This is a genomic window from Siculibacillus lacustris (assembly GCF_004328075.1).
Taxonomy (GTDB): domain Bacteria; phylum Pseudomonadota; class Alphaproteobacteria; order Rhizobiales; family Ancalomicrobiaceae; genus Siculibacillus; species Siculibacillus lacustris.
Genome location: NZ_SJFN01000038.1, coordinates 22711 through 43202 on the forward strand (window position 1 = coordinate 22711; position 20492 = coordinate 43202).

At 70.9% G+C, this 20492-nt stretch carries 23 protein-coding genes and 1 tRNA gene; 13 read left to right on the top strand and 11 right to left on the bottom strand.

Translation table 11 applies throughout. From position 1 onward, the window contains the following. The first annotated feature begins 62 nt into the window (after positions 1 to 62). Positions 63 to 440 carry an argininosuccinate lyase gene (locus EYW49_RS19285; protein ID WP_131311263.1) on the top strand — a complete coding sequence of 126 codons (378 nt, stop codon included), beginning with the start codon at positions 63 to 65 and terminating at the stop codon, positions 438 to 440. Between the two features lie 52 nt (positions 441 to 492). Here the strand turns inward: EYW49_RS19285 and EYW49_RS19290 are convergent, their stop codons facing one another. Continuing rightward, the gene (locus EYW49_RS19290) at positions 493 to 1356 is read right to left on the bottom strand and encodes an SDR family NAD(P)-dependent oxidoreductase (RefSeq protein WP_131311264.1); all 864 of its coding nucleotides are present in this window, start codon (positions 1354 to 1356) and stop codon (positions 493 to 495) included. A 475-nt stretch (positions 1357 to 1831) separates the two neighbouring features. Between EYW49_RS19290 and EYW49_RS19295 the strand changes: the two genes are divergently transcribed. From EYW49_RS19295 to EYW49_RS19315, 5 genes are read left to right on the top strand one after another with little or no spacing between them, the layout of a single operon-like run. Further along, on the top strand, positions 1832 to 2077 hold the full coding sequence (locus tag EYW49_RS19295; protein ID WP_131311265.1) for an acyl carrier protein: 246 nt from the start codon (positions 1832 to 1834) through the stop codon (positions 2075 to 2077). 5 nt (positions 2078 to 2082) lie between these two features. After that, positions 2083 to 3273, top strand: a complete 1191-nt coding sequence (locus EYW49_RS19300) for an acyl-CoA dehydrogenase family protein (RefSeq protein ID WP_131311266.1) — start codon at positions 2083 to 2085, stop codon at positions 3271 to 3273. Positions 3274 to 3277: 4 nt separating this feature from the next. Beyond that, a complete protein-coding gene (locus tag EYW49_RS19305) occupies positions 3278 to 4255 on the top strand; it encodes an amino acid--[acyl-carrier-protein] ligase (protein ID WP_131311267.1) in 978 nt (325 codons plus the stop codon). Between the two features lie 5 nt (positions 4256 to 4260). Then, positions 4261 to 5250 carry a DUF1839 family protein gene (locus EYW49_RS19310; RefSeq protein ID WP_131311268.1) on the top strand — a complete coding sequence of 330 codons (990 nt, stop codon included), beginning with the start codon at positions 4261 to 4263 and terminating at the stop codon, positions 5248 to 5250. A gap of 46 nt (positions 5251 to 5296) precedes the next feature. Beyond that, positions 5297 to 7756, top strand: coding sequence for a glycosyl hydrolase 2 galactose-binding domain-containing protein (locus EYW49_RS19315; RefSeq protein ID WP_131311269.1), 2460 nt, complete (start codon positions 5297 to 5299; stop codon positions 7754 to 7756). Positions 7757 to 7802: 46 nt separating this feature from the next. On the opposite strand, the gene EYW49_RS19320 is transcribed toward EYW49_RS19315, so the two are convergent. The 3 genes from EYW49_RS19320 to EYW49_RS19330 all read right to left on the bottom strand — a co-directional run bounded on the left by EYW49_RS19320 (position 7803) and on the right by EYW49_RS19330 (position 9992). After that, positions 7803 to 8798 (bottom strand): CorA family divalent cation transporter, encoded by a 996-nt coding sequence (locus EYW49_RS19320; protein WP_131311270.1) that lies wholly within the window; start codon positions 8796 to 8798, stop codon positions 7803 to 7805. A 161-nt stretch (positions 8799 to 8959) separates the two neighbouring features. Then, the gene (locus tag EYW49_RS19325; protein WP_131311271.1) at positions 8960 to 9796 is read right to left on the bottom strand and encodes a glycosyltransferase family 25 protein; all 837 of its coding nucleotides are present in this window, start codon (positions 9794 to 9796) and stop codon (positions 8960 to 8962) included. Positions 9797 to 9906: 110 nt separating this feature from the next. Further along, positions 9907 to 9992: transfer RNA gene (locus tag EYW49_RS19330), tRNA-Leu, on the bottom strand. Positions 9993 to 10271: 279 nt separating this feature from the next. On the opposite strand from EYW49_RS19330, the gene EYW49_RS19335 reads away from it, so the two are divergent. Beyond that, entirely contained in the window at positions 10272 to 11435 is a 1164-nt protein-coding gene (locus EYW49_RS19335) for a vWA domain-containing protein (RefSeq protein ID WP_131311272.1), read from the top strand. Positions 11436 to 11710: 275 nt separating this feature from the next. Here EYW49_RS19335 and EYW49_RS19340 read toward each other — a convergent pair whose 3' ends face one another. The 5 genes from EYW49_RS19340 to EYW49_RS19360 all read right to left on the bottom strand — a co-directional run bounded on the left by EYW49_RS19340 (position 11711) and on the right by EYW49_RS19360 (position 15067). Then, entirely contained in the window at positions 11711 to 12061 is a 351-nt protein-coding gene (locus EYW49_RS19340) for a hypothetical protein (RefSeq protein ID WP_131311273.1), read from the bottom strand. Positions 12062 to 12131: 70 nt separating this feature from the next. Next, positions 12132 to 12638 (bottom strand): xanthine phosphoribosyltransferase, encoded by a 507-nt coding sequence (gpt, locus tag EYW49_RS19345; RefSeq protein ID WP_131311274.1) that lies wholly within the window; start codon positions 12636 to 12638, stop codon positions 12132 to 12134. A 2-nt stretch (positions 12639 to 12640) separates the two neighbouring features. Continuing rightward, positions 12641 to 13423, bottom strand: a complete 783-nt coding sequence (locus EYW49_RS19350; protein ID WP_131311275.1) for a competence/damage-inducible protein A — start codon at positions 13421 to 13423, stop codon at positions 12641 to 12643. A 120-nt stretch (positions 13424 to 13543) separates the two neighbouring features. Further along, entirely contained in the window at positions 13544 to 14737 is a 1194-nt protein-coding gene (locus EYW49_RS19355; RefSeq protein WP_131311276.1) for an FAD-dependent monooxygenase, read from the bottom strand. A 72-nt stretch (positions 14738 to 14809) separates the two neighbouring features. Continuing rightward, the gene (locus EYW49_RS19360; protein WP_131311277.1) at positions 14810 to 15067 is read right to left on the bottom strand and encodes a zinc-finger domain-containing protein; all 258 of its coding nucleotides are present in this window, start codon (positions 15065 to 15067) and stop codon (positions 14810 to 14812) included. Positions 15068 to 15320: 253 nt separating this feature from the next. Between EYW49_RS19360 and EYW49_RS19365 the strand changes: the two genes are divergently transcribed. Continuing rightward, positions 15321 to 16082: an alpha/beta fold hydrolase gene (locus tag EYW49_RS19365; RefSeq protein WP_131311284.1), complete on the top strand. Its 762-nt coding sequence runs from the start codon at positions 15321 to 15323 to the stop codon at positions 16080 to 16082. Between the two features lie 10 nt (positions 16083 to 16092). Here EYW49_RS19365 and EYW49_RS19370 read toward each other — a convergent pair whose 3' ends face one another. Beyond that, positions 16093 to 16923, bottom strand: a complete 831-nt coding sequence (locus EYW49_RS19370) for an enoyl-CoA hydratase (protein ID WP_228259686.1) — start codon at positions 16921 to 16923, stop codon at positions 16093 to 16095. Positions 16924 to 17075: 152 nt separating this feature from the next. Here EYW49_RS19370 and cysE point away from each other — a divergent pair, with 152 nt between their 5' ends. Beyond that, the gene (gene cysE / locus EYW49_RS19375; protein ID WP_131311278.1) at positions 17076 to 17897 is read left to right on the top strand and encodes a serine O-acetyltransferase; all 822 of its coding nucleotides are present in this window, start codon (positions 17076 to 17078) and stop codon (positions 17895 to 17897) included. A gap of 140 nt (positions 17898 to 18037) precedes the next feature. Beyond that, positions 18038 to 18250, top strand: a complete 213-nt coding sequence (locus EYW49_RS19380) for a DUF3126 family protein (protein ID WP_131311279.1) — start codon at positions 18038 to 18040, stop codon at positions 18248 to 18250. A 10-nt stretch (positions 18251 to 18260) separates the two neighbouring features. On the opposite strand, the gene EYW49_RS19385 is transcribed toward EYW49_RS19380, so the two are convergent. Then, positions 18261 to 18914 carry a hypothetical protein gene (locus tag EYW49_RS19385; RefSeq protein WP_131311280.1) on the bottom strand — a complete coding sequence of 218 codons (654 nt, stop codon included), beginning with the start codon at positions 18912 to 18914 and terminating at the stop codon, positions 18261 to 18263. A 133-nt stretch (positions 18915 to 19047) separates the two neighbouring features. On the opposite strand from EYW49_RS19385, the gene EYW49_RS19390 reads away from it, so the two are divergent. From EYW49_RS19390 to EYW49_RS19400, 3 genes are all read left to right on the top strand, one after another. Then, entirely contained in the window at positions 19048 to 19377 is a 330-nt protein-coding gene (locus EYW49_RS19390) for a DUF6949 family protein (protein WP_131311281.1), read from the top strand. Positions 19378 to 19475: 98 nt separating this feature from the next. Further along, positions 19476 to 20003, top strand: coding sequence for a gamma carbonic anhydrase family protein (locus EYW49_RS19395; RefSeq protein ID WP_131311282.1), 528 nt, complete (start codon positions 19476 to 19478; stop codon positions 20001 to 20003). 283 nt (positions 20004 to 20286) lie between these two features. Continuing rightward, positions 20287 to 20492: transposase (locus EYW49_RS19400; RefSeq protein WP_131310539.1), on the top strand; the 206-nt coding region annotated here is incomplete at its 3' end.

Sequence of the window (20492 nt, forward strand, 5' to 3'; positions counted from 1 at the left end):
AGGGGACGCCCGGGAGAACCCGCCCGGCAACCGGGCCGGCGGCAACGACAGGGGGAAATTCGATGAAGGCAGTCGTTTGGGCATTCGGTCTCGCCATTGCGGCGATGAGTGTGCCGGTGACCTCCGCCGTTGCGGCCGAGGCCAAACAGAATTTCGTTCTGGTCAACAAGACCGGCTATGAGATCAACGCGGTCTTCGTATCGCCCGCCAAGTCGAACGACTGGGAAGAGGACGTCCTCGGCCAGGACACGCTCTCGGACGGCGAATCCCTCAAGATCCGCTTCCAGCGCTCGGCCAAGACCTGCAAGTGGGACCTCAAGGTCGTCTATGCGGTCGACGATTCCAACGCCGTGTGGTCGGGCATCGATCTGTGCACGGTGGCCAAGGTAACGATCCGCTACAACAAGAAGACCGACACCACCACCGCCAGCTTCGACTGAGTCGCGCCGTCGAGCCTCCCCCGCGTCGCTCGCGGCGGAGGCTCGGACGCCCTCAGGAGCCCGCGAGATCGGCGAGCGAGGCCTTGAAGGCCTCGGCATGGTCCGGGTGCCAGCGCGACAGGGGCGGACGATTGTCGATCACGTCGCCCGCCGCCCAGGCGATGCGGCGGCGATCGAGTTCGCGCGTCGTCTCGCCGTCCGGGCACAGGATGTAGAAGTCGCCGGCCTCCAGACGTTCCATCATGAAGGCGATCGTCTCCTCCGGCGTCCAGGCGCCGGCCGGCTTCTCGACCCGCCCGCGGGCGGTCAGCGGCGTGAACACGAAGCCCGGAATCAGCAGCCGCGCCGAGACCCGGCCCTCGGTGGTGCTGCGCAACTCGTGTTCGAGCGCCTCCGCGAAGGCCTTCACGCCGGCCTTGGCGACGTTGTAGGCGGGATCGCCCGGGGGCGTGGTGATGCCCTGCTTGGAGCCGGTGACGATCACCAGCCCCGGCTTGCCGCCGGCGATCATCCCCGGCACCAGCATCCGGCAGGTGTCGATCACCCCCCAAAGGTTGACGTCGATCACCGCCCGCCAGGTGTCTTCGCCGCCGAACAGGCGCGATCCCGGCTGGATCCCGGCATTGGCCATCACCACGTCGGCGCCGCCCGGCAGCGTCCCGACATGGGTGGCGAGGCGCCCGAGCTCGGCGCGCCGCGACACGTCGGCTACGAAGGTGTCGACCGCATCGCGCCCCTCGGGAGCGGCCGCCGCCACCTGGTCCGCCGCCGCCGCCAGCCGCGCCTCGTCGACGTCGACCAGCAGAACCCGCATGCCGAGCCGCGCGAACTGCGCCGCCGCCGCCAGTCCGATCCCCGAAGCCGCGCCGGTGATCACCGCGAGTCCCCCTGCCGTCGTCGCCGGATGCCGAGCCATCTGTCTCTCCCTGTCGCTGTCGTCGTACGAGCGTTGAGTGCCACGCCGCGCGCCGCCCCGCAATGCGGTCGCTTCGCCGCGCCGAACCGGACGCGCGGGGAGGGGGGCGGGGCCGGGCCGTCGCATGGGGATGTCCTCGAAGCCCAAATCCTCCCGGCGGTCGCATCCTGCCTCCGCCGTCGTCCCCGGCTAGCCCGCAGGGCGAGGAAAGGGGACCCAGAGGCCACGCGCGAAACGCCGATGGCTCGGAGCCTACCCCCCGGGATCCCCTTCCCCTCCGCCGGCAAGCCGGCTCCGGCCGGGGATGCCGGCCGAGAGGCGGGCAGGCGCAGGGGCGATGGACCTGGGGCCTCGCGGGGCGGCCCCGGAAAGGTTCCCATGGGTCACGTCAAGTGAATCGTAATGATGTTGTTTAAGTCGATTTTCGGGAATGCGCGCTACGGTGACCGCCACGAATTGAAGAGGAGGAGTGCCCATGGCCGCTCGCATCCGAGAACTCATCGGCAGTCGCAAGCTCGTACCCGTCGCCGTCGACCAGATCGACGTCGATGCCGATCTCTACGAACTGGGCATGACGTCCTTCGCGTCGGTCCAACTCATGCTGGCGCTCGAAGAAGCCTTCGACATCGAGTTCCCCGAACGCATGTTGAATCGCAAGACCTTCGCCACCCTCGCCGCGATCGACCGTTCGGTCGCCGAACTCACCGGTGGAAGGGCCTGAGCCTCATGAACATCGCTCCCGATCACGCCGTTCTGGCCACTTCCGCCCTGGCCCGTATGGCTCGCGTCGCCGATGAGGTAGCCGCGATCCACGCCGCCGACGTCGACCGCTCCGGCCGCTTCCCGGCCGAGACCTTCGCCGCTCTCAAGGCCGAACGCCTGCTCGGGGTGTGGATCCCGAGCGAATACGGCGGCGAGGGCGCCTCGCTGACCGAGATCGCCGATCTCTGCGCGCGGCTCGGTCAGGCCTGCGGCTCCTCGGCGATGATCTACGGCATGCATCAGATCAAGATGTCGAGCCTGATCCGCCATTCCGACGCCAGCCCCTGGCACCGCGACTACATGCGCGAATGCGCCCGCGATCAGCTGCTGCTCGGCTCGGCGACCACCGAAGGCGGCATCGGCGGCGATCTGCGCAATTCGATCTGCGCCGTCGAAGTCGAAGACGGCCGCTTCCGGCTGGTGAAGCAGGCGACCTGCATCTCCTACGGCCGCGAGGCCGACGCCATCCTCGCCACCTGCCGCCGCTCGCCCGACGCGGCGAGCTCCGATCAGGTGATGGTGGTGTGTCGCTTCGGCGAATACACCCTGCGCCAGACCGTCGGCTGGGACACCATGGGCATGCGCGGCACCCGCTCCGAAGGCTTCGAGCTGGTCGCCGAGGGCAGGGCCGAGCAGATCTTCGTCCAGCCCTTCTCCGAGATCGCCGCCCAGTCGATGCTGGCCATGGCCCACATCGTGTGGAGCGCCACCTGGTACGGCATCGCCGCCGACACGGTGGTCAAGTCGCAGAACTTCGTGCGCGCCGAAGCCCGCAAGCGCCCCGGCGTGGTGCCGCCCGGCGCCCTGCGTCTGGCCGAGGTCACCACCTCGCTGCAGAAGATGAAGGCGATGATCGTCGCCGGCATCGCCCGCTACGAGGCGGCGCTGATCGACGAACGGCTCCTGGAATCGATGGCCTTCATCGCCGAGATGAACAATCTCAAGGTCGCGACCTCGACGCTGGCCGTCGAGATCTGCCAGCAGGCGCTGATGATCACCGGGCTCGCCGGCTATCGCAACGACGGTCCCTTCACGATCGCCCGCAACTACCGCGACCTGCTGTCGGCGGCGATCATGATCAACAACGACCGCATCCTCGGCAACACCTCGAACCTGCTCCTGATGAGCCGGGTCGACACCACGATCGGAGCCTGAGCGCATGAACGCACCGACGCCGCCGATTCGTTCGACCGACCGCGCCGAAGGCGCCTCGACCCCCGAAGCCGCGACGCCCGACGCCGCGACCTTCCTCGATCGGCTGTTCGCCGACGGCGTGCTGATGCCCTCGGGCGTCGACGGCCTCTACGGCCGCTCCGGCGCCTTCGAGGAGGTGATCGAGGGTTTCGAGCGGCTGGTCGAGCGTTTCGCCCGCGCCGACGGGGCGATCAAGGTCCATTTCCCCCCGGCCATGCCGCGGGTGAACATGGAGAAGTCGGGCTATCTCAAGAGCTTCCCCCAGCTCGCCGGCGCGATCCATTCCTTCGTCGGCAACGACGCCGACCACTGCCGGCTGATCGAAGCCCTGACCGAGGGCCGCGACTGGAGCGACCTGCAGTCGCCGACCGATGTGGTCCTGACCCCGGCCGCCTGCTATCCGCTCTACCCGGCGGTGGCCGCCCGCGGGCCGCTGCCCGAGGCCGGCGCGCTGTTCGATCTGAAGAGCTATTGCTTCCGTCATGAGCCGTCGAAGGAACCGACGCGCATGCAGTTCTTCCGGATGCGCGAGAACGTCTGCCTCGGCTCGTCCGAGCAGGTGCGCGCCTTCCGCGAACGCTGGCTGGAGCGCGGCCCCGAGATGATCCGCTCGCTCGGCCTGCCGTGCGAACTCGACGTCGCCAACGATCCGTTCTTCGGCCGCGGCGGCAAGCTGATGGCCCGCAATCAGCGCGACCAGCAGCTGAAGTTCGAACTCCTGGTGCCGGTCAACGACGGCGCCGAGCCGACCGCCTGCCTGTCGTTCAACTACCACCAGGACCATTTCGGCGCCTTGTGGGGCCTGACCCGCGCCGACGGCGAACGCGCCCATTCGGCCTGCGTCGGCTTCGGCCTCGAACGCATCGCGCTGGCCCTGTTCCGCCATCACGGCACCGACACGGCGACCTGGCCGGCGGCGGTCCGCGCCGTCCTGTGGGGGTGAGCCTCGTGATCGATCGTCTCGCCGCCCTCGATCCCGCCGCCCACGTGCCCCATGCGCTCCATGCCGGCGACCGCATCTGGCCGCAGACCAACTGCTGGACCGATCTGTGGATCGAGATCGTCGCCGCGCTCGGTCACGAGCCGGCGGCGGTGCTCGGTTTCACCGTGATGCAGGACTACGAGGGCGATCAGGCGACCTTCTTCAAGGTGCCGAGCGAGGACGTCGAGCAGCTGTGGGGCCTGCGCCTGCTCGAACTCTCGATCTACGACCGTTTCGAGACCCATGTCGCCGAGCAGGTGGCCCGCGGCCGCTTGGTGCTCGCCGAGGTCGACGGCCATTTCCTGCCCGACACCCTCGGCGTCTCCTATCGCGCCACCCACCCCAAGACCACGATCGGCATCACCCGCATCGATCCCGTCGCCCGGCGCCTCGAATATTTCCACAACGAGGGCTTCTTCGCCCTCGACGGCGCCGACTACGACGGGCTGTTCGCCGACCCGGCCGACCCGTCCCGCCTGCCGCCCTACGTCGAATTCGTCAAGATCCCGGCGGAGCCGCCGGCGGTCGATCTGCCGCGCGCCGCGGTGGCGCTGCTCGCCCGCCATCTCGCCCGCCGCCCCGCCGCCAATCCGCTGCGCGCCTGGGCCCGCGACTTCGAACGCCACGCCGCCGATCTGGCGACCCGGCCGCCGGAGTGGTTCCACACCTACGCCTTCGCCCTGCCGCGCCAGTTCGGCGCCAATTTCGAACTGCTCGCCGCCCATCTCGACTGGCTGGGGTCGGTCGGGGAGGGGGGCCTCGAGCCGATGGCCCAGGCCGCCCGCGAGTTGGCCGACGGCGCCAAGGTCTTGCAGTTCAAACTCGCCCGCGCCATGGCCCGCGGCCGCTTCGACGGACTGGTGCCGCTGATCGAGACCCTGGCCGAGGCCTGGGATCGCTGCGTGCCGCCGCTCGCCCGGCGCTTCGAGACCCCGCGCGACCGCATCGCCGCCTGACCCACGAGAGCCGCCGCGCGCCCGCGCGTCGAGGGAGACCCGTCCGATGGCCGACCCCGCGCCCGCGCTCATCCTCGACACCGGTTGGACCACTACCGCCACCCCGCCCGGCGCCTGGGCCACGCCCGCCGACATCGCCCCCGACGGCGTCGAGTGGCTGCCGGCGATCATGCCCGGCACCGTCGCCGGGGCGCTCGCCGCGGCCGGCCGCTGGTCGCTCGACGCGCCGACGCCGCTCCACGATCGCGATCACTGGTATCGCTGCCGCCTCACCGCCCGCGGTCGCCGCCGGCTGATCTTCGAGGGGCTGGCGACCGTCGCCGAGGTCTTCCTCGACGGCCGCCCGATCCTCACGTCGCGCTCGATGTTCCTCACCCACGCGGTCGAGGTCGAGCTTTCCGGCGACGCGGAGCTGGCGATCGTCTTCCGCTCGCTCGCCGCCCATCTCGAATTGGTCCGGCCGAAGCGCGCCCGCTGGCGCACCGCGCTGATCCCCGACCAACGGCTCCGCGCCGTGCGGACCACACTTCTCGGCCACATGCCCGGCTGGTGCCCGGCGGTCGACGTGATCGGCCCGTGGCGGCCGATCCGCCTCGTCGATCCGACCGATCCGGCCTTCGTCGTGCGCGACCTCGCCGCCCGCTACGACGGCATCGACGGCCGCCTGACCGCCCGGCTCGACGTCGCGTCCTGTTCCCCGCCGCCCGCCGCGGCCCTCGTCTGCGCCGGCCGCCGTGCCCCCTTCCGGGCCGATGGCGACGGCGCCCTGGTCGCCGACCTGGTCCTGCCGGGCATCGCGCCATGGTGGCCGAACGGCCTCGGCGAACCCACCCTGCACGACGTCGCCGCCGAGATCGACGGCCGGGTCGTCCCCCTCGGCCGCACCGGCTTCCGCACGCTCAGCGTCGATCGCGACGCCGACGGCTGCGGCTTCGGACTGGTGGTCAACGGCGTGCCGGTCTTCGCCCGCGGCACGGTGTGGACCCCGTCCGATCCGGTCGGCCTGCCCGGCGACCGCGGGGCCCACGCCGCGGATCTCGAACGCCTAGCCGCCGCCGGGCTGAACATGATCCGCATCGCCGGCATCGGTGCCTATGAGACGCCGGCCTTCCACGATCTCTGCGACGAACGCGGGATCCTGGTCTGGCAGGACCTGATGTTCGCCAATTTCGATTATCCGAGCGATCCCGACTTCACCGCGCTCGGCCGCGCCGAGACTGAGCAGGTCCTCGCCCGCCTCGCCCTGTCGCCGTCGCTGGCGGTGGTCTGCGGCGGCTCGGAGATCACCCAGCAGGCGGCGATGACCGGCCTGCCGCCGGCCGCCTGGGCCCATCCGCTGTTCGACGAGGTCCTGCCGAAACTCGTCGCCGCCCGCCGCCCCGACGTCGCCTGGGTCCGCTCGACCCCCGACGGCGGCGCGATGCCCTTCGTCGTCGACGTCGGCGTCGGCCACTATTACGGCGTCGGCGCTTATCGCCGGCCGCTCGACGACGCCCGCCGCGCCCGTGTCCGCTTCGCCGCCGAATGCCTGGCTTTCGCCCATGTCCCCGACGAGGCGACCCTCGACGAGGGGCTCGCGGTGCCCTTTGTCCATCATCCGCGCTGGAAGGACCGCGTCCCGCGCGATCCCGGCGCCGCCTGGGACTTCGAGGACGTGCGGTGCCACTACGAAGCCGAGATCTTCGGCCCGACCGTGCCGGCGCTGCGGCTCGAGGATCCGGCCCGCGCCCGCGACGTCGCCCGCGCCACCACCGCCCATGTCGTCGAATCGACCTTCGCCGAATGGCGCCGGCCGGGCTCGCCGACCCGCGGCGCGCTGGTGTTCCTCCATCGCGACCTGCGCTTCGGCGCCGGCTGGGGCTTCGTCGACGCCGCCGGTCGGCCGAAGTCGTCGTGGTACGCGCTCGCCCGCGCCGCCCTGCCGCTCGCCCTGCTCCTCGCCGACGAAGGCGTCAACGGCCTCGACTGCCATCTCGCCAACGAGACCGCGACCCCGGTCGCCGGCCGCCTCGAGTTGGCGGCGCTCGCCGACGGCCGATTGCCGGTCGCGAGCGGTGCCCGCGACGTGGAGGTGCCGGCGCGCGGATCGCTGAGCTTCGCCGCGACCGAGCTGTTCGGCGCCTTCTTCGACACCACCCGCGCCTATCGCTTCGGCCCGCCCGCCCACGATCTGACCCACGCCCGCCTCGTCGCCGCCGACGGCCGGGTTCTCGCCGAGGCCTTCCATGTCCCCGGCGGCCGCAGCCTCGAGCGCCACGATCTGGGGCTCACCGCTCGGCTCGACGGCGGTCCGGGAGCTTGGGAGCTGGTGATCGGCTGCACCCGCGCCGCCCTGTCGGTGGCGATCGACGATCCGGCCTTCGAGCCGGCCGATTCCGGCTTCCATCTCGCGCCGGGCGAACGCCGGGTGCGGCTCGCCCGCCGCCCGACGACCGCGCCCGAGGCGACGCCCCAGGGCCGGGTCCGGGCGCTGAACGGCCGCGACGGCGCCGGCTACCGCCTGTGACGGCGTCGCGCTCCGCAGCGCGCGCCCCCCGGACCACCCTCGCCCGTCAACGCGCCGCCGATCCGAAGCGATGCAGCGCGGTCAGCGCGGCGAGCGCGGTGGCCACCACGATTCCTGCCGCCCACAGCGTGCCGTCGGGCACGTCCTGGAGGAACATGTCCTTGGTGTTCATGCCGAAGAAGCCGGTGACGAAGGTCGGCGGCATCAAGACCACGGTGGCCAGCGACAGCACGTAGAGGCGGTGGTTGATCTGATCCTGGATGCGCGAGCCGATCTCCTCGTAGAGCAGGCGCGCCCGCTCGTCGATCAACACCACGTCCTGGTCGAGCGCCGAGAGATGCTGCGAGCGCCGCTCCAGTACGGCCCGCGACCCGGCCGGCAAATGGTCGCCGGTCTGGGCGTCGAGGCGGTGGAACAATCGCGCGGTGGTGCGCAGGGTGCGATGGATCTGCGCCACCTCGCGCCGCCGCCCGCCGAGCCGCGCCCGGAGATCGGCCTGCACGCCCTTGAACAGCTCGTCCTGGATCTTGTCGACGTCGTCGGAGATCTCGTCGAGCATGTCCTCGATCGCCTGTTCGAAGAATTCCGAGATCGCCCCGAACAACTCGATCGGCGAGCGGAACCCGCGCCCGGCGAGCATCGCGCTGCGCATCGCCGCCATCGAGCGCAGCGGATGGTTGCGCGTCGTGACGATGTAGCGTTCGGTGACGATGAAGCGGAAGCGGTCGACCTCGGGACTCTGGCCGTCGAGATCCTGCTGGAAGTCGGGCATCACCCCGGCCAGCGCCGGCGACACCACGGTGACGAACAGGTGGCGATCGCGACTGACCAGCGTCGCGGCCGCCTCCCGCGGCATCCCCGGCAGGGCCGCGACCAGCGGTTCGACCCGGAAGTCGGGCAGCGCGAAATGCAGCCACAGGAAGCCGTCGGCGGGCAGATCGGCGAGCGGCGTGCCTTCGGGGATCGGCGTCGAACGGCCGCCGTCGGCGGGAAAGTGATGGGCCCACACGAGGCCGACGAGGAGCGGGCTGGCGGCGGTCACGGGCGGGCACCTCGGAGCGGGAGACGGCGAGGCATCGCGCGGGCGCTCGGGTGCGCGCCACGTTGCCCACGCCCATCAGGCCGCAGCTCGGTCACGGTTTCATGACCATCCCGGCGAAGCGTCGCGCGCCGCCCCGATCCCCACGTCGCGTGAGGCGCCGCTCAAGCCCCGCCGCGCTCGTCCGGCAGCGGCGCCACCGGCACGATTCGGCTCTGGAGATCGAGGGTGCGTTCGGAAATCGCCCGGCGGGCGAGGTCGATCCAGGTCTTGATCCGGTCACGCCCGCCCTTGCTGCGCCTGCGCAGGCCCCCGAGCACACCGCGATAGCGCGCCTCCGCCCGCCGCCGTCGCCGCTCGGCGAGGTCGAAGTCGGTGTCGGAGGCGAACACCAGATCGGCCTCGTCCTTGACGATGATGTCCTGCACCGCCACCGCCGGCACCACCTGATGGCGCACGAGCCCGGGAAAGGGGGCGACCTTGGGATCGAACAGCAGCGCGTCGATCGACGCCGTCGCCGCCATCGGATCGAGGGTGGCGAAGCGTGCCGCCGTCGCCCGCGCCACCACATAGGCGCCGCCGCCCATGTGCCGGCCCCACAGGCGATGCAGCGCGATGCCGTCGCCGATCGGCCGCGACCGTCGCCCGATCTGGATCGGCCGCAGCGAGGTCTCGAGCTTGATCAGATCGGCGCCGGCCGGGATCCACGACGGATCGGCCAGCAGCGGCCCGAGCGCATCGGTGAACCACAGGTCGTCCTCCATCACCACCCCGTAGGGCGCGTCGCCGGCGGCGATCCGCGCCATCGCCGCGAGATGGGAATGGAAGCAGCCGAGCCCGCCGACGGTGAGGAGCGGATGGACGAGCCCGCGCGCCGCCAGCGCCCGCCCGTCGACCGCCTCGATGCGTTCGAACGGCAGGCCGATCCGCGCGAACTGGTCGGCCATATGGGCGAGCCGTTCGGGCCGGTCGGCGAGATTGATCACATGGCAGGTGAGCATCGGCAGGTCTTCGTCGCTCGAGGGGAGGGCAGGGGTGGCCCGGTCCTGATGGCCCGAGACGGCCGGGATGTCGACCCGAAATCGCGGGGCCGAGCGGTCCGGGTATCGGGTGGTGGCCGCTGTGGGGATCGAACCCACACGGGCGAAGCCCGAGGCATTTTAAGTGCCTTCCGTCTACCAGTTTCGGCAAGCGGCCTCTCATCTCCCTCTACCCGAGCCGACGCGCTCTGTCAGCCCTCTCCCGAGAGCTGCGGCATCCGGCGCCTTCGCCCGAGGGGTGCGACTCCCGGTCGCGACAAAGGTCCGCTTCCGCCTTCCTTACGCCACGTCCCGGCCGAAGAGCGACCGCGATCGGGGTCGAAGCTCCCCTCGATCGCGGGCGCCGACGCCGCCGGGATCGTCGGCCGAGCGGGATCCGTCCTGCCGCCCGCCGCATCCGCCCCAGGGCGACGTCCGCAGGATCGGGGAGGTTTCGATGAACAGATTGATTCTCGTGGCGGGACTGGCGACGGCGCTGATGGTGGCGGCGACTTCGGGACATGCGGAGACCGCGCCGGGCCAGGCGACCGCCGCGACCCGGCCCTCGGGCACCTCGGTCGCGGTGCTGGGTGAACCGGCCCGCGTCGAGGTGGCCTTCGTGCTCGACACCACCGGATCGATGACCGGCCTGATCGACGGCGCCAAGCGCAAGATCTGGGCGATCGCCGACGAGATCCGCAAGACCCAGCCCAATGCCGAGATCCGCATCGGGCTGGTCGCCTATCGCGACCGCGGCGACGCCTATGTCACCGACAAGACCGAGCTCTCGACCGACATCCATGCGGTCTACGGCAAGCTGCTGCAGTTCCAGGCCCAGGGCGGCGGCGATTGGCCGGAATCGGTCAACGAGGCGTTGTCGGTGGCGGTCAACGGCCTCGGCTGGACCAAGGCGCCGGACACCCGCCGGCTGATCTTCCTGGTTGGCGACGCACCGCCGCACATGGACTACGTCCAGGACATCCCCTTCACCGACACCCTGAAGATCGCCGAACGCGAGGGCATCGTCGTCGACGCGCTCCAGGCCGGCAACGCCCCCGATACGGCGCTCGCCTGGAAGACCATCGCCCAGCTCGGCCACGGCCGCTACGTGCAGATCCCCCAATCGGGCGGCGTGGTGTCGATCCCCAGCCCCTTCGACGACGAGATCATCCAGCTGCAGCTGCGCCTGCACCGCACCATCGTGCCCTACGGATCGAAGAAGCAGCAGTCGGAGGTCCGGTCCAAGGCGGCGATGGCCGCCGCCGCGCCGGCCTCGGCGGCCTCCGACATGGCGAGCTACGGCGTGCGCGCCGGTTCGGCCGCCGCCCGCAAGGTGGTGACCGGCGAGGGCGATCTGGTCGCCGACGTGATCGCCAAGCGGGCCGAGGCGGCCAAGGTCGCGCGCGAGGATCTGCCGGCCGAGCTTCAGGCGCTGTCGAAGCCCGAGCTCGAGGCGACGATCGCCGCCAAGAGCGCCGAACGCGACCATCTCCAGAGCGAACTCGCCGCGGTGGTCGCCAAGCGCGACGCCTTCGTCGCCGCCGAACGCGCCAAGCAGCCCGCCGCCAAAGACGGCTTCGACCGGGTGGTGGAAGATCTGGTGCGCGAACAGGTGAAGTGAGGGCGGGGCGATCCGGACGGAAATCGGAGGTCGATTTATCCTCGATGCCGATTCCCGCGGATCGGTCGCGGCTCCCCTCGGCCGTCGTCCCCGGCGAGCCCGCAGGGCGAGGGAAGGGGACCCAGAGGCCCCCCCGGAGAAGCGCCCGAGACTTCCATCTCACCCTCTCCGGATCCCCTTCCCCTCCGCCGGCTCGCGCCGGCTCCGGCCGGGGATGACGGCCGAGGGGAGGGTAGGAGCTTCTGCGACCGCCCGTGGGCGGTCCGGGACGAGCCTCAGGCTTCGTCGCCGCCGTCGGCTTCGAGCGCCGCCTGGGTCTCTTCGATGAAGGACTTGGCGCCCTTCTTGGCTTCGCGCAGCAGATCGGCGATGTCCTTGCCGAGCCGGTCGAGCGCCATGCCGAGCCCGCCCGCCGAGGGCTTCTCGACGCTCATCACATAGCCCGACATGGCGATCGACAGGGCGATCTCGATCAGGCCGAACACCGCGGTGCCCTCGTCGACGTCGTTCTCGTCGAGATAGTCGAGGACCATCTCACGCAGCGCTTCGGCGTGGGCTTCCTGCTCGTCGTCGTAGGATTCGAAGTTGTCGTTGTCGTTGTCGTTGTCGTTGCCGCCGTTGACCATCGGCTCGCCTCTTCTGAGATGCAGTGGGAATGGGCGCCGGGGCCCTCGGGGCGCGACCGACGCGTCGAAGTCAGGCGCCGCCCTCGCGGATCGGCGGCTGGAAGGTCAGACCCATGTCCCAGGGGAAATAGATCCAGGTGTCCTGGGAAACCTCGGTCACGAAGGTGTCGACCATCGGGCGGCCCTGCGGCTTGGCGTAGACCGTGGCGAAATGCGCCTTGGGCATCATCTCGCGCACCACCCGCGCGGTCTTTCCGGTGTCGACCAGATCGTCGATGATCAGCACGCCGGCGCCGTCGCCGCCCGCCAACTCGACGAGATGGGGCGCCACCGTCTTGAGCACGGCCAGTTCACCCTGGTTCTTGTAGTCGTGATAGCTCGCCACGCACACCGTCTCGATGATCCGGATGTCGAGCTCGCGCGCCGCGATCGCCGCCGGCACCAGGCCGCCGCGGGTGATCGCCACGATCGCGTCCCAATGGCCCTGGCCGGACAGCCGCCAGGCGAGTGCGCGGGCGTCGCGATGGAACTGATCCCAGGACACGGGGAACATCTTGGGTTGGGGGGCGGTGGTCATGGTCACCTCGCGGGCATGTGGGAGTGGATGTCGGCGAGCATCGCCTCGATCGCCGCATGGGCGGCATCGAGCGCCTCCTGCGACCGCGAACGCACCACCAGATTGGTGGCGTAGCGGCCGTCGCGCTCATAGGGGTAGCTGCCGATCACGGTGGCGGGATGGGCCTTCTGGATGGCGCCGAGCGGCGTGGCGATGGTGCCTTCGCCGACTTTCGCGTCGATCGACCGCGACAGCATCGGCCGGCCGCCGCCGAGCGTCGGCACCACCTGCTCGACCATCGCCTGGAACACCGACGGCACCCCGGCCATCACATGGACGTTGCCGAGGGTGAAGCCGGGCATGCCGTTGGCCGGCACGATCAGATCGGCGCCGAAGGGAATGCGGGCCATGCGCAGGCGCGCCTCGTTGATCTCGGCGCGACCTGCGAGGCGGGCGGTCAGGATCGCCACGGCGCGCGGATCATGGTCGATGCCGACCCCGAAGGCCGCGGCGATCGCGTCGGAGGTGATGTCGTCGTGGGTCGGGCCGATGCCGCCGGAGGTGAAGACGTGGGTCCACCGTGCTCGGAGCGCATTCAGCGCCTCGACGATGCGGTCGGTGTCGTCGGGCACGATCCGCACTTCGGTGAGGTCGATGCCGACCGCGGTCAGGGCGTCGGCGAGAAAGCCGATGTTCTTGTCCTTGGTGCGGCCCGACAGGATCTCGTCGCCGATCACCAGGAATCCGGCGGTGACGATGCCGTCGTCCGCACGCGGCGCAGGACTCGTCGGGTCGTCCGGGATCATGGCGCCTCTCCAAATGTCGGCAAAGGTCGCGGGCCGACCGATCCGCCCTCGATAGTCCAATCGTCGCCGCCTCTCAAGCGACGCCTGCGCGGCGAGCGGCAATAACGGTGAACTCGTCGCTCACGCCGGCGTCCAGCGCCAGATCCAGGCGACCCGATCGTCGAGGTGCGTCGCCGCACCCATCCGCAGCACCGCGTCGCGGGCCAGCGCCGGCAGATCGCCCATGTGATAGATCGCACCGTTCTTGCGCGCCTGCTCGACGATCGCCCGGGTGCGACCCTTGCGCAGCGTCTCGTAGGCGAGGAAGGCGGCGGCGGTGTTGGGCGCGGCTTCGAGCGTGCGGGCCAGCACCGCCGCGTCCTCGATCGCCATGGCGCCGCCCTGGGCGGCGAAGGGCAAGGTGGCGTGCGCGGCGTCGCCGAGCAGGGTGACCGGCCCCGACGACCACTCGAAGCGCGAATCGAAGCCGCACAGCGCCCATTTGGTCCAACTGTTCGGCAGCCGCAGCAGCGACCGCGCCGGTTCGGGCCAGCGCACCGGCCCGTCGAGGCCGAAGTGCCGGGCGAAGGCGTCGGCGCTGGCCGGCACCGACCAGCTCTCGTCGACCCAGGAATCCTCGACCACCGCGACCAGGTTGAGCTCGCGCCCGGCGCGGATCGGGTAATGGACGAGATGGGCCTTGGGCGACATCCACAGGCCGGTCGACCGCCGCAGGTCCTCGGGGATCATTTCGATCGGTACCGTGGCGCGATAGGCGGTGCGCCCGGCATAGCGGGCCGGCGGGCCGCCGCGGATGCGGGTGCGCACGCAGGAGCGCACGCCGTCGGCGCCGATCAGCCCGGAGGTACGGAATTCGCGCGGCTGTCCCGCCACCGTCGCCAGCACCCGGATGCCGTCCGGTTCGGCCTCGACGTCGCGCAGCCGCGCGCCGAGCACCAGCTCGACGTCGCCCCGCGCCCGCACCGCGGCGGCCAGCACCCGGGCGAGATCGGCGCGGTGGATCACCCAATAGGGCGCGCCGTAACGCTCGGCGATCGCCGCCCCGAGCGCCGTGCGGCCGATCTCGCCGCCCGCCCGGGTCGAATAGACTCGGAGATCCTCAGGAATCGCCGCGAAGGGCGCCAGCGCCGGCCCGAGGCCGAGGTCGATCAGGACGCGGGACGCGTTGGGGGCGAGTTGGATGCCGGCGCCGACTTCGGAGAACCGCGCCGCCTGTTCCAGCACGGTCACACGGTGCCCCGCCCGGGCCAGCGCCAGGGCGGCCGTCAGACCACCGATGCCGCCGCCGGCGACGAGGAGGGAATGTCCCGACATGGTGTCCGATCGAATCGGTCCTGCGTGGGACGGCAGCGGGCGTCGAACGACGGGCATCCCGTCGCGCGACGATCACACCGCGGCGCGCAGGGTCACGGGTTGGTAGAAGGCATCGGCCGGGATGCTGGCCTTCGCTCCGAGCGACGGATCGAGGACGTAGCGGGTGCCGCAGTAGGGGCAGAGCTTTTCCGAATCGCCGCCCATGTCGAGGAAGACATGGGGGTGATCGAACGGCGGCAGCGCGCCGACGCACATGAACTCGCGCGCCCCGATCACGATCTTGTCGAGACCATGGTCGTTGGCGAAGTGAGGAACGGCAGCATCCGCCATGATCTTCCCTCGTCGGTCGGTTCGGAGGCCGGCACCATAGCGACGCCCGCGCCGCGAGGGTAGTGGGAAAAGGGTGGGGTGCCGGTGACCGCACCTGCCGCGACCTCCGGTCACGGGGCCGCGCCCCTGCCCGCGGCCCGCGCGCCGGGCCGCCCCGCGAGCCGCGGGGCTTCCGGCGACGCGTCGCCTCCGCTAGGTTTCCCCGATGAAGATCGTACCCCTCTCCACGTCTCCCGCCCGCGGCGCGCCCGACATGGCGCGTTTCGACTCCGACGGCCTGTCGCTCGCCTATATCGACCAGGGCCCGCCCGACGGCGAACCGATCGTGTTGGTCCACGGCTTCGGCTCCAACGTCCGGGTCAACTGGATCGGCCCGGGCTGGGTCGATGCGCTCGTCGGTGCCGGCCGCCGGGTGGTGGCGATCGACAACCGCGGCCACGGCGCCTCCGAAGGTCCCCACGACCCGGCGCTCTACGATACCGGCACCTGCATGGCCGAAGACGTCCGCCGCCTGATGGACCACCTCGGCATCGCTCGGGCCGACGTCATGGGCTATTCGATGGGCGCCTGGATCACCGGCCACCTCGCGGTGCGCCATCCCGAGCGGCTGCGCTCGGCGATCTTCGGCGGTCTCGCCATGGCGATGATCGACGGGCTCGGCGGTCAGGAGGCGATCGCCGTGGCGCTGGAGGCCGCACGCGACGAGGACGTGACCTCGCCGATCGGCCGCACCTATCGCGCCTTCGGCAAACAGACCGGATCGGACCTGCTGGCGCTCGCCGCCTGCATGCGCGGCTCGCGGCGCACCGTCGACCGCGCCGCGCTCGCCGCCCTCGACCTGCCGGTCCTGGTGGCGGTCGGCACCAAGGATACGGTCGCCGGCTCGCTCGACGAGTTCGTCGCGCTGATCCCCGGCGCGGAAGCTCTGGCGATCCCCGGTCGCGACCACATGCAGGCGGTCGGCGACAAGGTCCACAAACAGGGCGTCCTCGCCTTCCTCGCCCGGCGTCCGTGAGCGCCGCGCCTCAGCGGCCGTGGAACACCGGGTCGCGTTTTTCCAGGAACGCGGTGCGCCCCTCGGCGAAGTCGTCGGAGGCGAAACAGGCGTCGGTGAGCGCCGCGAGGCGCTCGCGTCGGGCGCTGCCGGCGCCGTCGACCACCGCATCGACCGCCGCCTTGGCGGCCCGGATGGTCAAGGGCGCATTGCGGGCGATGGTCGCGGCGAGGTCGTAGGCTTCGTTCTCGAAGGCCTCGACCGGGTGCACCGCACAGACCAGCCCGACCGCCAGGGCCTCGGCGGCGTGCAGCCGCCGCGCCGTGAAGAACAGCTCCTTGGCGCGCTGGCCGCCGACCGCCGCCACCAGATCGGCGACGCAGTCCGGCGGATAGCCGACCCCGAGGCGCGCCGCCGGGATCCCGAACACCGCGTCCGCCGCGGCGATCCGCAGGTCGCAGGCCGCCGCCAGCCCCATGCCGCCGCCCAGGCAGAAGCCGCGGATCATCGCCACCGTCGGCTTCTCGACCCGCCGCACCGCCGCGAAGGCCGCGGCGTTGGCCCCCTCGTAGGCTCGCGCGCAGGCCGCGTCCTTGCGCACCGTCGCGAATTCCGAGATGTCGGCGCCCGACACGAAGGCGAGATCGCCGGCGCCGCGCACCACGATCACCCGCACGTCGGGATGCCCGGCCAGCGCCGCGACCGCCCCCGGGATCGCCGTCCACATCGCCAGCGACACGGCATTGCGCCGCTCCGGATTGTCGACCACCAGCCGGCCGATCGCCCCGTCGACCTCGGCACGGATGTGCGGATCGCCGGTCGGCAGGGAGAGGACGGTGGGGGCGACGGCGGCATGGGTCACGGGAGGATCTCCGAACGGCGGGCGTTCCTTCGGAACGGGCGCGGAGGAAAAGAGTTACCGTATCCGCCGCGACGACGAACTCGTCATTTGGTCGGCCTGGGAAAAAGCGTATGATCCGCCTTCGATCGGGGTCCGCGCCCGAGGGGAGTTCCATGACCAGAGAGTCGTCCAAGGCCGTCCCGCTTCTGTCCAACGTCGATCCGATCTGGAGTCGGGTGCGCGCCGAGGCCGCCGCCATGGGCGAAGTCGAGCCGGCGCTCGCCAGCTTCATCTGGGAGACGGTGCTCAACCACGGCAGCCTCGAGGACGCCATCGTCCACCGCGTCGCCGAACGGCTCGGCCATCCCACCGTCAAGGAGGCGTTGATCCGCCAGACCTATGCCGAGGCGCTCGCCGACGAGCCCCGCCTCGGCGAGATCTTCCGCGTTGACCTCCAGGCGGTCTACGACCGCGACCCGGCCTGCGAACGGCTGATCGAACCGATCCTCTATTTCAAGGGCTTCCACGCCATCCAGACCCATCGCCTGGCCAACTGGCTGTGGCGGCACGGGCGGCGCGACTTCGCCCTCTATCTCCAGAGCCGCGCTTCGGAAGTGTTCCAGGTCGACATCCATCCCCAGGTGCCGCTCGGCCGTGGGCTGTTCTTCGACCACGCCACCGGCATCGTCATCGGCGCCACCGCCGAGATCGACGACGACGTGTCGATCCTCCAGGGCGTCACCCTCGGCGGCACCGGCAAGGAGATGGGCGATCGCCATCCCAAGATCCGCCACGGCGTGTTGATCGGCGCCGGTGCCAAGGTGCTCGGCAACATCGTGGTCGGCCATTGCGCCCGCGTCGCCGCCGGCTCGGTGGTGCTGGCCGAAGTGCCGCCGCGCACCACCGTCGCCGGCGTGCCGGCCCGCGTCGTCGGCGAGGCGCCGTGCAGCGAACCGTCACGGGCGATGGACCAGATGATCCGCGATCCCGCCTGAGGCGGGACGGAGCTCTGCGATCGCCGCGGTGGGCATCCGCCGATCGGGCTTTGACGCGGCCGCCCGCCCATGGCAAAAGCGGGCACCCTTCGGCGACCGTCGCGTCGCCCCCTCCCGTCATCCCATCCGGAGCCCGCGCCGTGGACAAGACCGAACTCGCCAAGCTGCAGGCCTATCTCCGGCGCAAGTTCGAACTCGCCACGATCAGAGTGGTGGCGCGGCCGAAGAAGAAGGATTCCGCCGAGGTGTTCATCGGCGAGGAGTTCGTCGCGGTGATCTACCGCGACGACGAGGACGGCGAGACCTCGTGGAACCTCCAGATGGCCATCCTGGAGATGGACCTCGAGGACTGAGGCCTCCGCCTCACGATCCCGCCCGCCACGCCGCGACTCGCGCCGGCAGGATGTCGCCGAGCCGCCGCCAGTCGGCGAGCAGCGCCAGCGGAAAGCGCCAGGTGATCGCCAGACCGTCGACGACCTCGTCATGGAGGCACACCGACGGCGCCTCGCCGGGGGCGAGCGGATAGCAGCGCGCCACGAAGGGATGGACCGAGCCGGGTTCGAGATAGACCTCCTCGCCCGCATAGCCCGAGGCCGCCGCCAGACGCCGCCCGACCAGTCCGTCCGGCCCCGGCCGCGCCTCGCCCTCGAAGAACCGCCCGTAGACCGTCGCCAGACGCCCCGCCGAATCGAGCCCGTCGCCGCCCGCGGCGATCGTCACATAGACGATGTCCGGGGCGAGCCCGGGCGTGTCGAAGCGTGCCGCCGTCGCCGCCGTCCGCCCCTCCGCCTCCGGCCAACTCAGCGCCAGATCGAGCCGCGGCTGGACGCCGCCGGCGCGCTGGGCGGGGAAGCGCAGGACGTTGCGCGGCAGCATCAGAGCGTGGCCGCCGACCGTCACCGCCAGAGGCTCGCTCGAAGTCTCGGCCGGCGGCGGCGACGCGAGGTCGCGCAGGACCACCAGCCCCACGGCGAGAAGCCCCGCCAGCCCCGCCGCGATCGCCCATCGGATCCGCATGATCGCTCCTCGCCGGCCTGTCGCAAGTTAACCACGGGACCGCATTTCCCGGCCGAATCCGCCGCCGGGGGGCGACAGACCCGAAGGCGCCATGGTAATGCTTAAGAAAGAGTTAACGAGGCGGGTGGCGTCCATGTTGTTCGAGTTGGCGATAGCGGCCTATGCGGCGGCGTCCGGTTTCGTGGCGGCCGGCGTTCTGGCCTCGTTCTATCAGTTGGTGACCGACCGACCGGCGCGCTTCGCCGTCGAGATCGAGTCCTTCGGCAAGGGCGTCGTGGGCGTGCTGCTCTGCGCCATCGCCGGCCCCTTCATCATCATGCGCAACGCCATCCGCGGCCGCATGCTGGAGCGTCGCCCGGTCGGTTGGCTGGTCGCCTCGACCGCCATCGCCACCGGCTGGAGCCTGTGCTCCGGTGTGCTGGTGCTGCAGACGGTGATCGCCATGCGCCAAGGCCTGATCTGAGGTCTCCGAACCGACGGCGCGTTCCATCGGCCCCTCTCCGGGGCCGTATCGACCCGGCGGCCCCTCTCCGGGGCCGCATCGACGAGGAGAGCCCCGCCATGGCGATCTGGATGCTCGACGGACAAGCTCCCGACCTGCCCGAGGACGGATCCGCCTGGGTTGCCCCGAGCGCCGATCTGATCGGCCGGGTGCGGCTCGGGCGCGAGTCGAGCGTGTGGTTCGGCGCGGTCCTGCGCGGCGACAACGAATGGATCGAGATCGGCGACCGCTCCAACGTCCAGGATCTCTCGGTGCTCCACACCGACCTCGGCGCGCCGCTGACCATCGGCGCCGATTGCACCATCGGCCACAAGGTGACGCTGCACGGCTGCACCATCGGTCGCAATTCGCTGATCGGCATGGGCGCGACCATCCTCAACCACGCCCGCATCGGCGAGGATTGTCTGGTCGGCGCCGGCGCGCTGGTCACCGAGGGCAAGGCCTTCCCCGACCGCTCCCTGATCGTCGGCGTGCCCGCCCGGGTGATCCGTCTCCTCGACGACGCCGCGGTGGCGCGCCTCACCCGTTCGGCCGAGGGCTATGCCCGCAACGCCCGCCGCTATGCCGACGGCCTGAAGCCGCTCTGACGCTCCCGATCACCCCGACGAACACCCGTCGTCCCGACGCGAGAACGGGCCGGTATCGGATGATACCGGCCCGTGAGGGCGGACGCGATCGACTTTGGGACGGGTGGGGGGGACGTGATCGCGGCCGTGAGAGTGTCGGTCTCTCTTCTCGTCGAAACGAACCCGGGGCGGGTTCAGTGTGGCGGGAGGGTCGAGACCAGTCCGGGGGGCGGCGGTCTCTCTCTTCCCGACGAGATCGAGCCTAGGTCCTGTTGACGAATAGGATTCCCCTTCGGGTCCAGGAATGATTCAACGTCGCTTTCGGAGGGCGGCGGCGTTGATTCGAGACCTGATGAGCGACGAGGAATGGGCGTTCTTCGAACCCTTCGTGACGAGACGTGGCCCGCACAGCGGCCGGCGACCTCAGGGCCATCGGCGTGTCCTCGACGGCGTCTTCTGGATCGCCCGCACCGGCGCCCAGTGGCGCGATTTGCCCGAATTCTTCGGCAA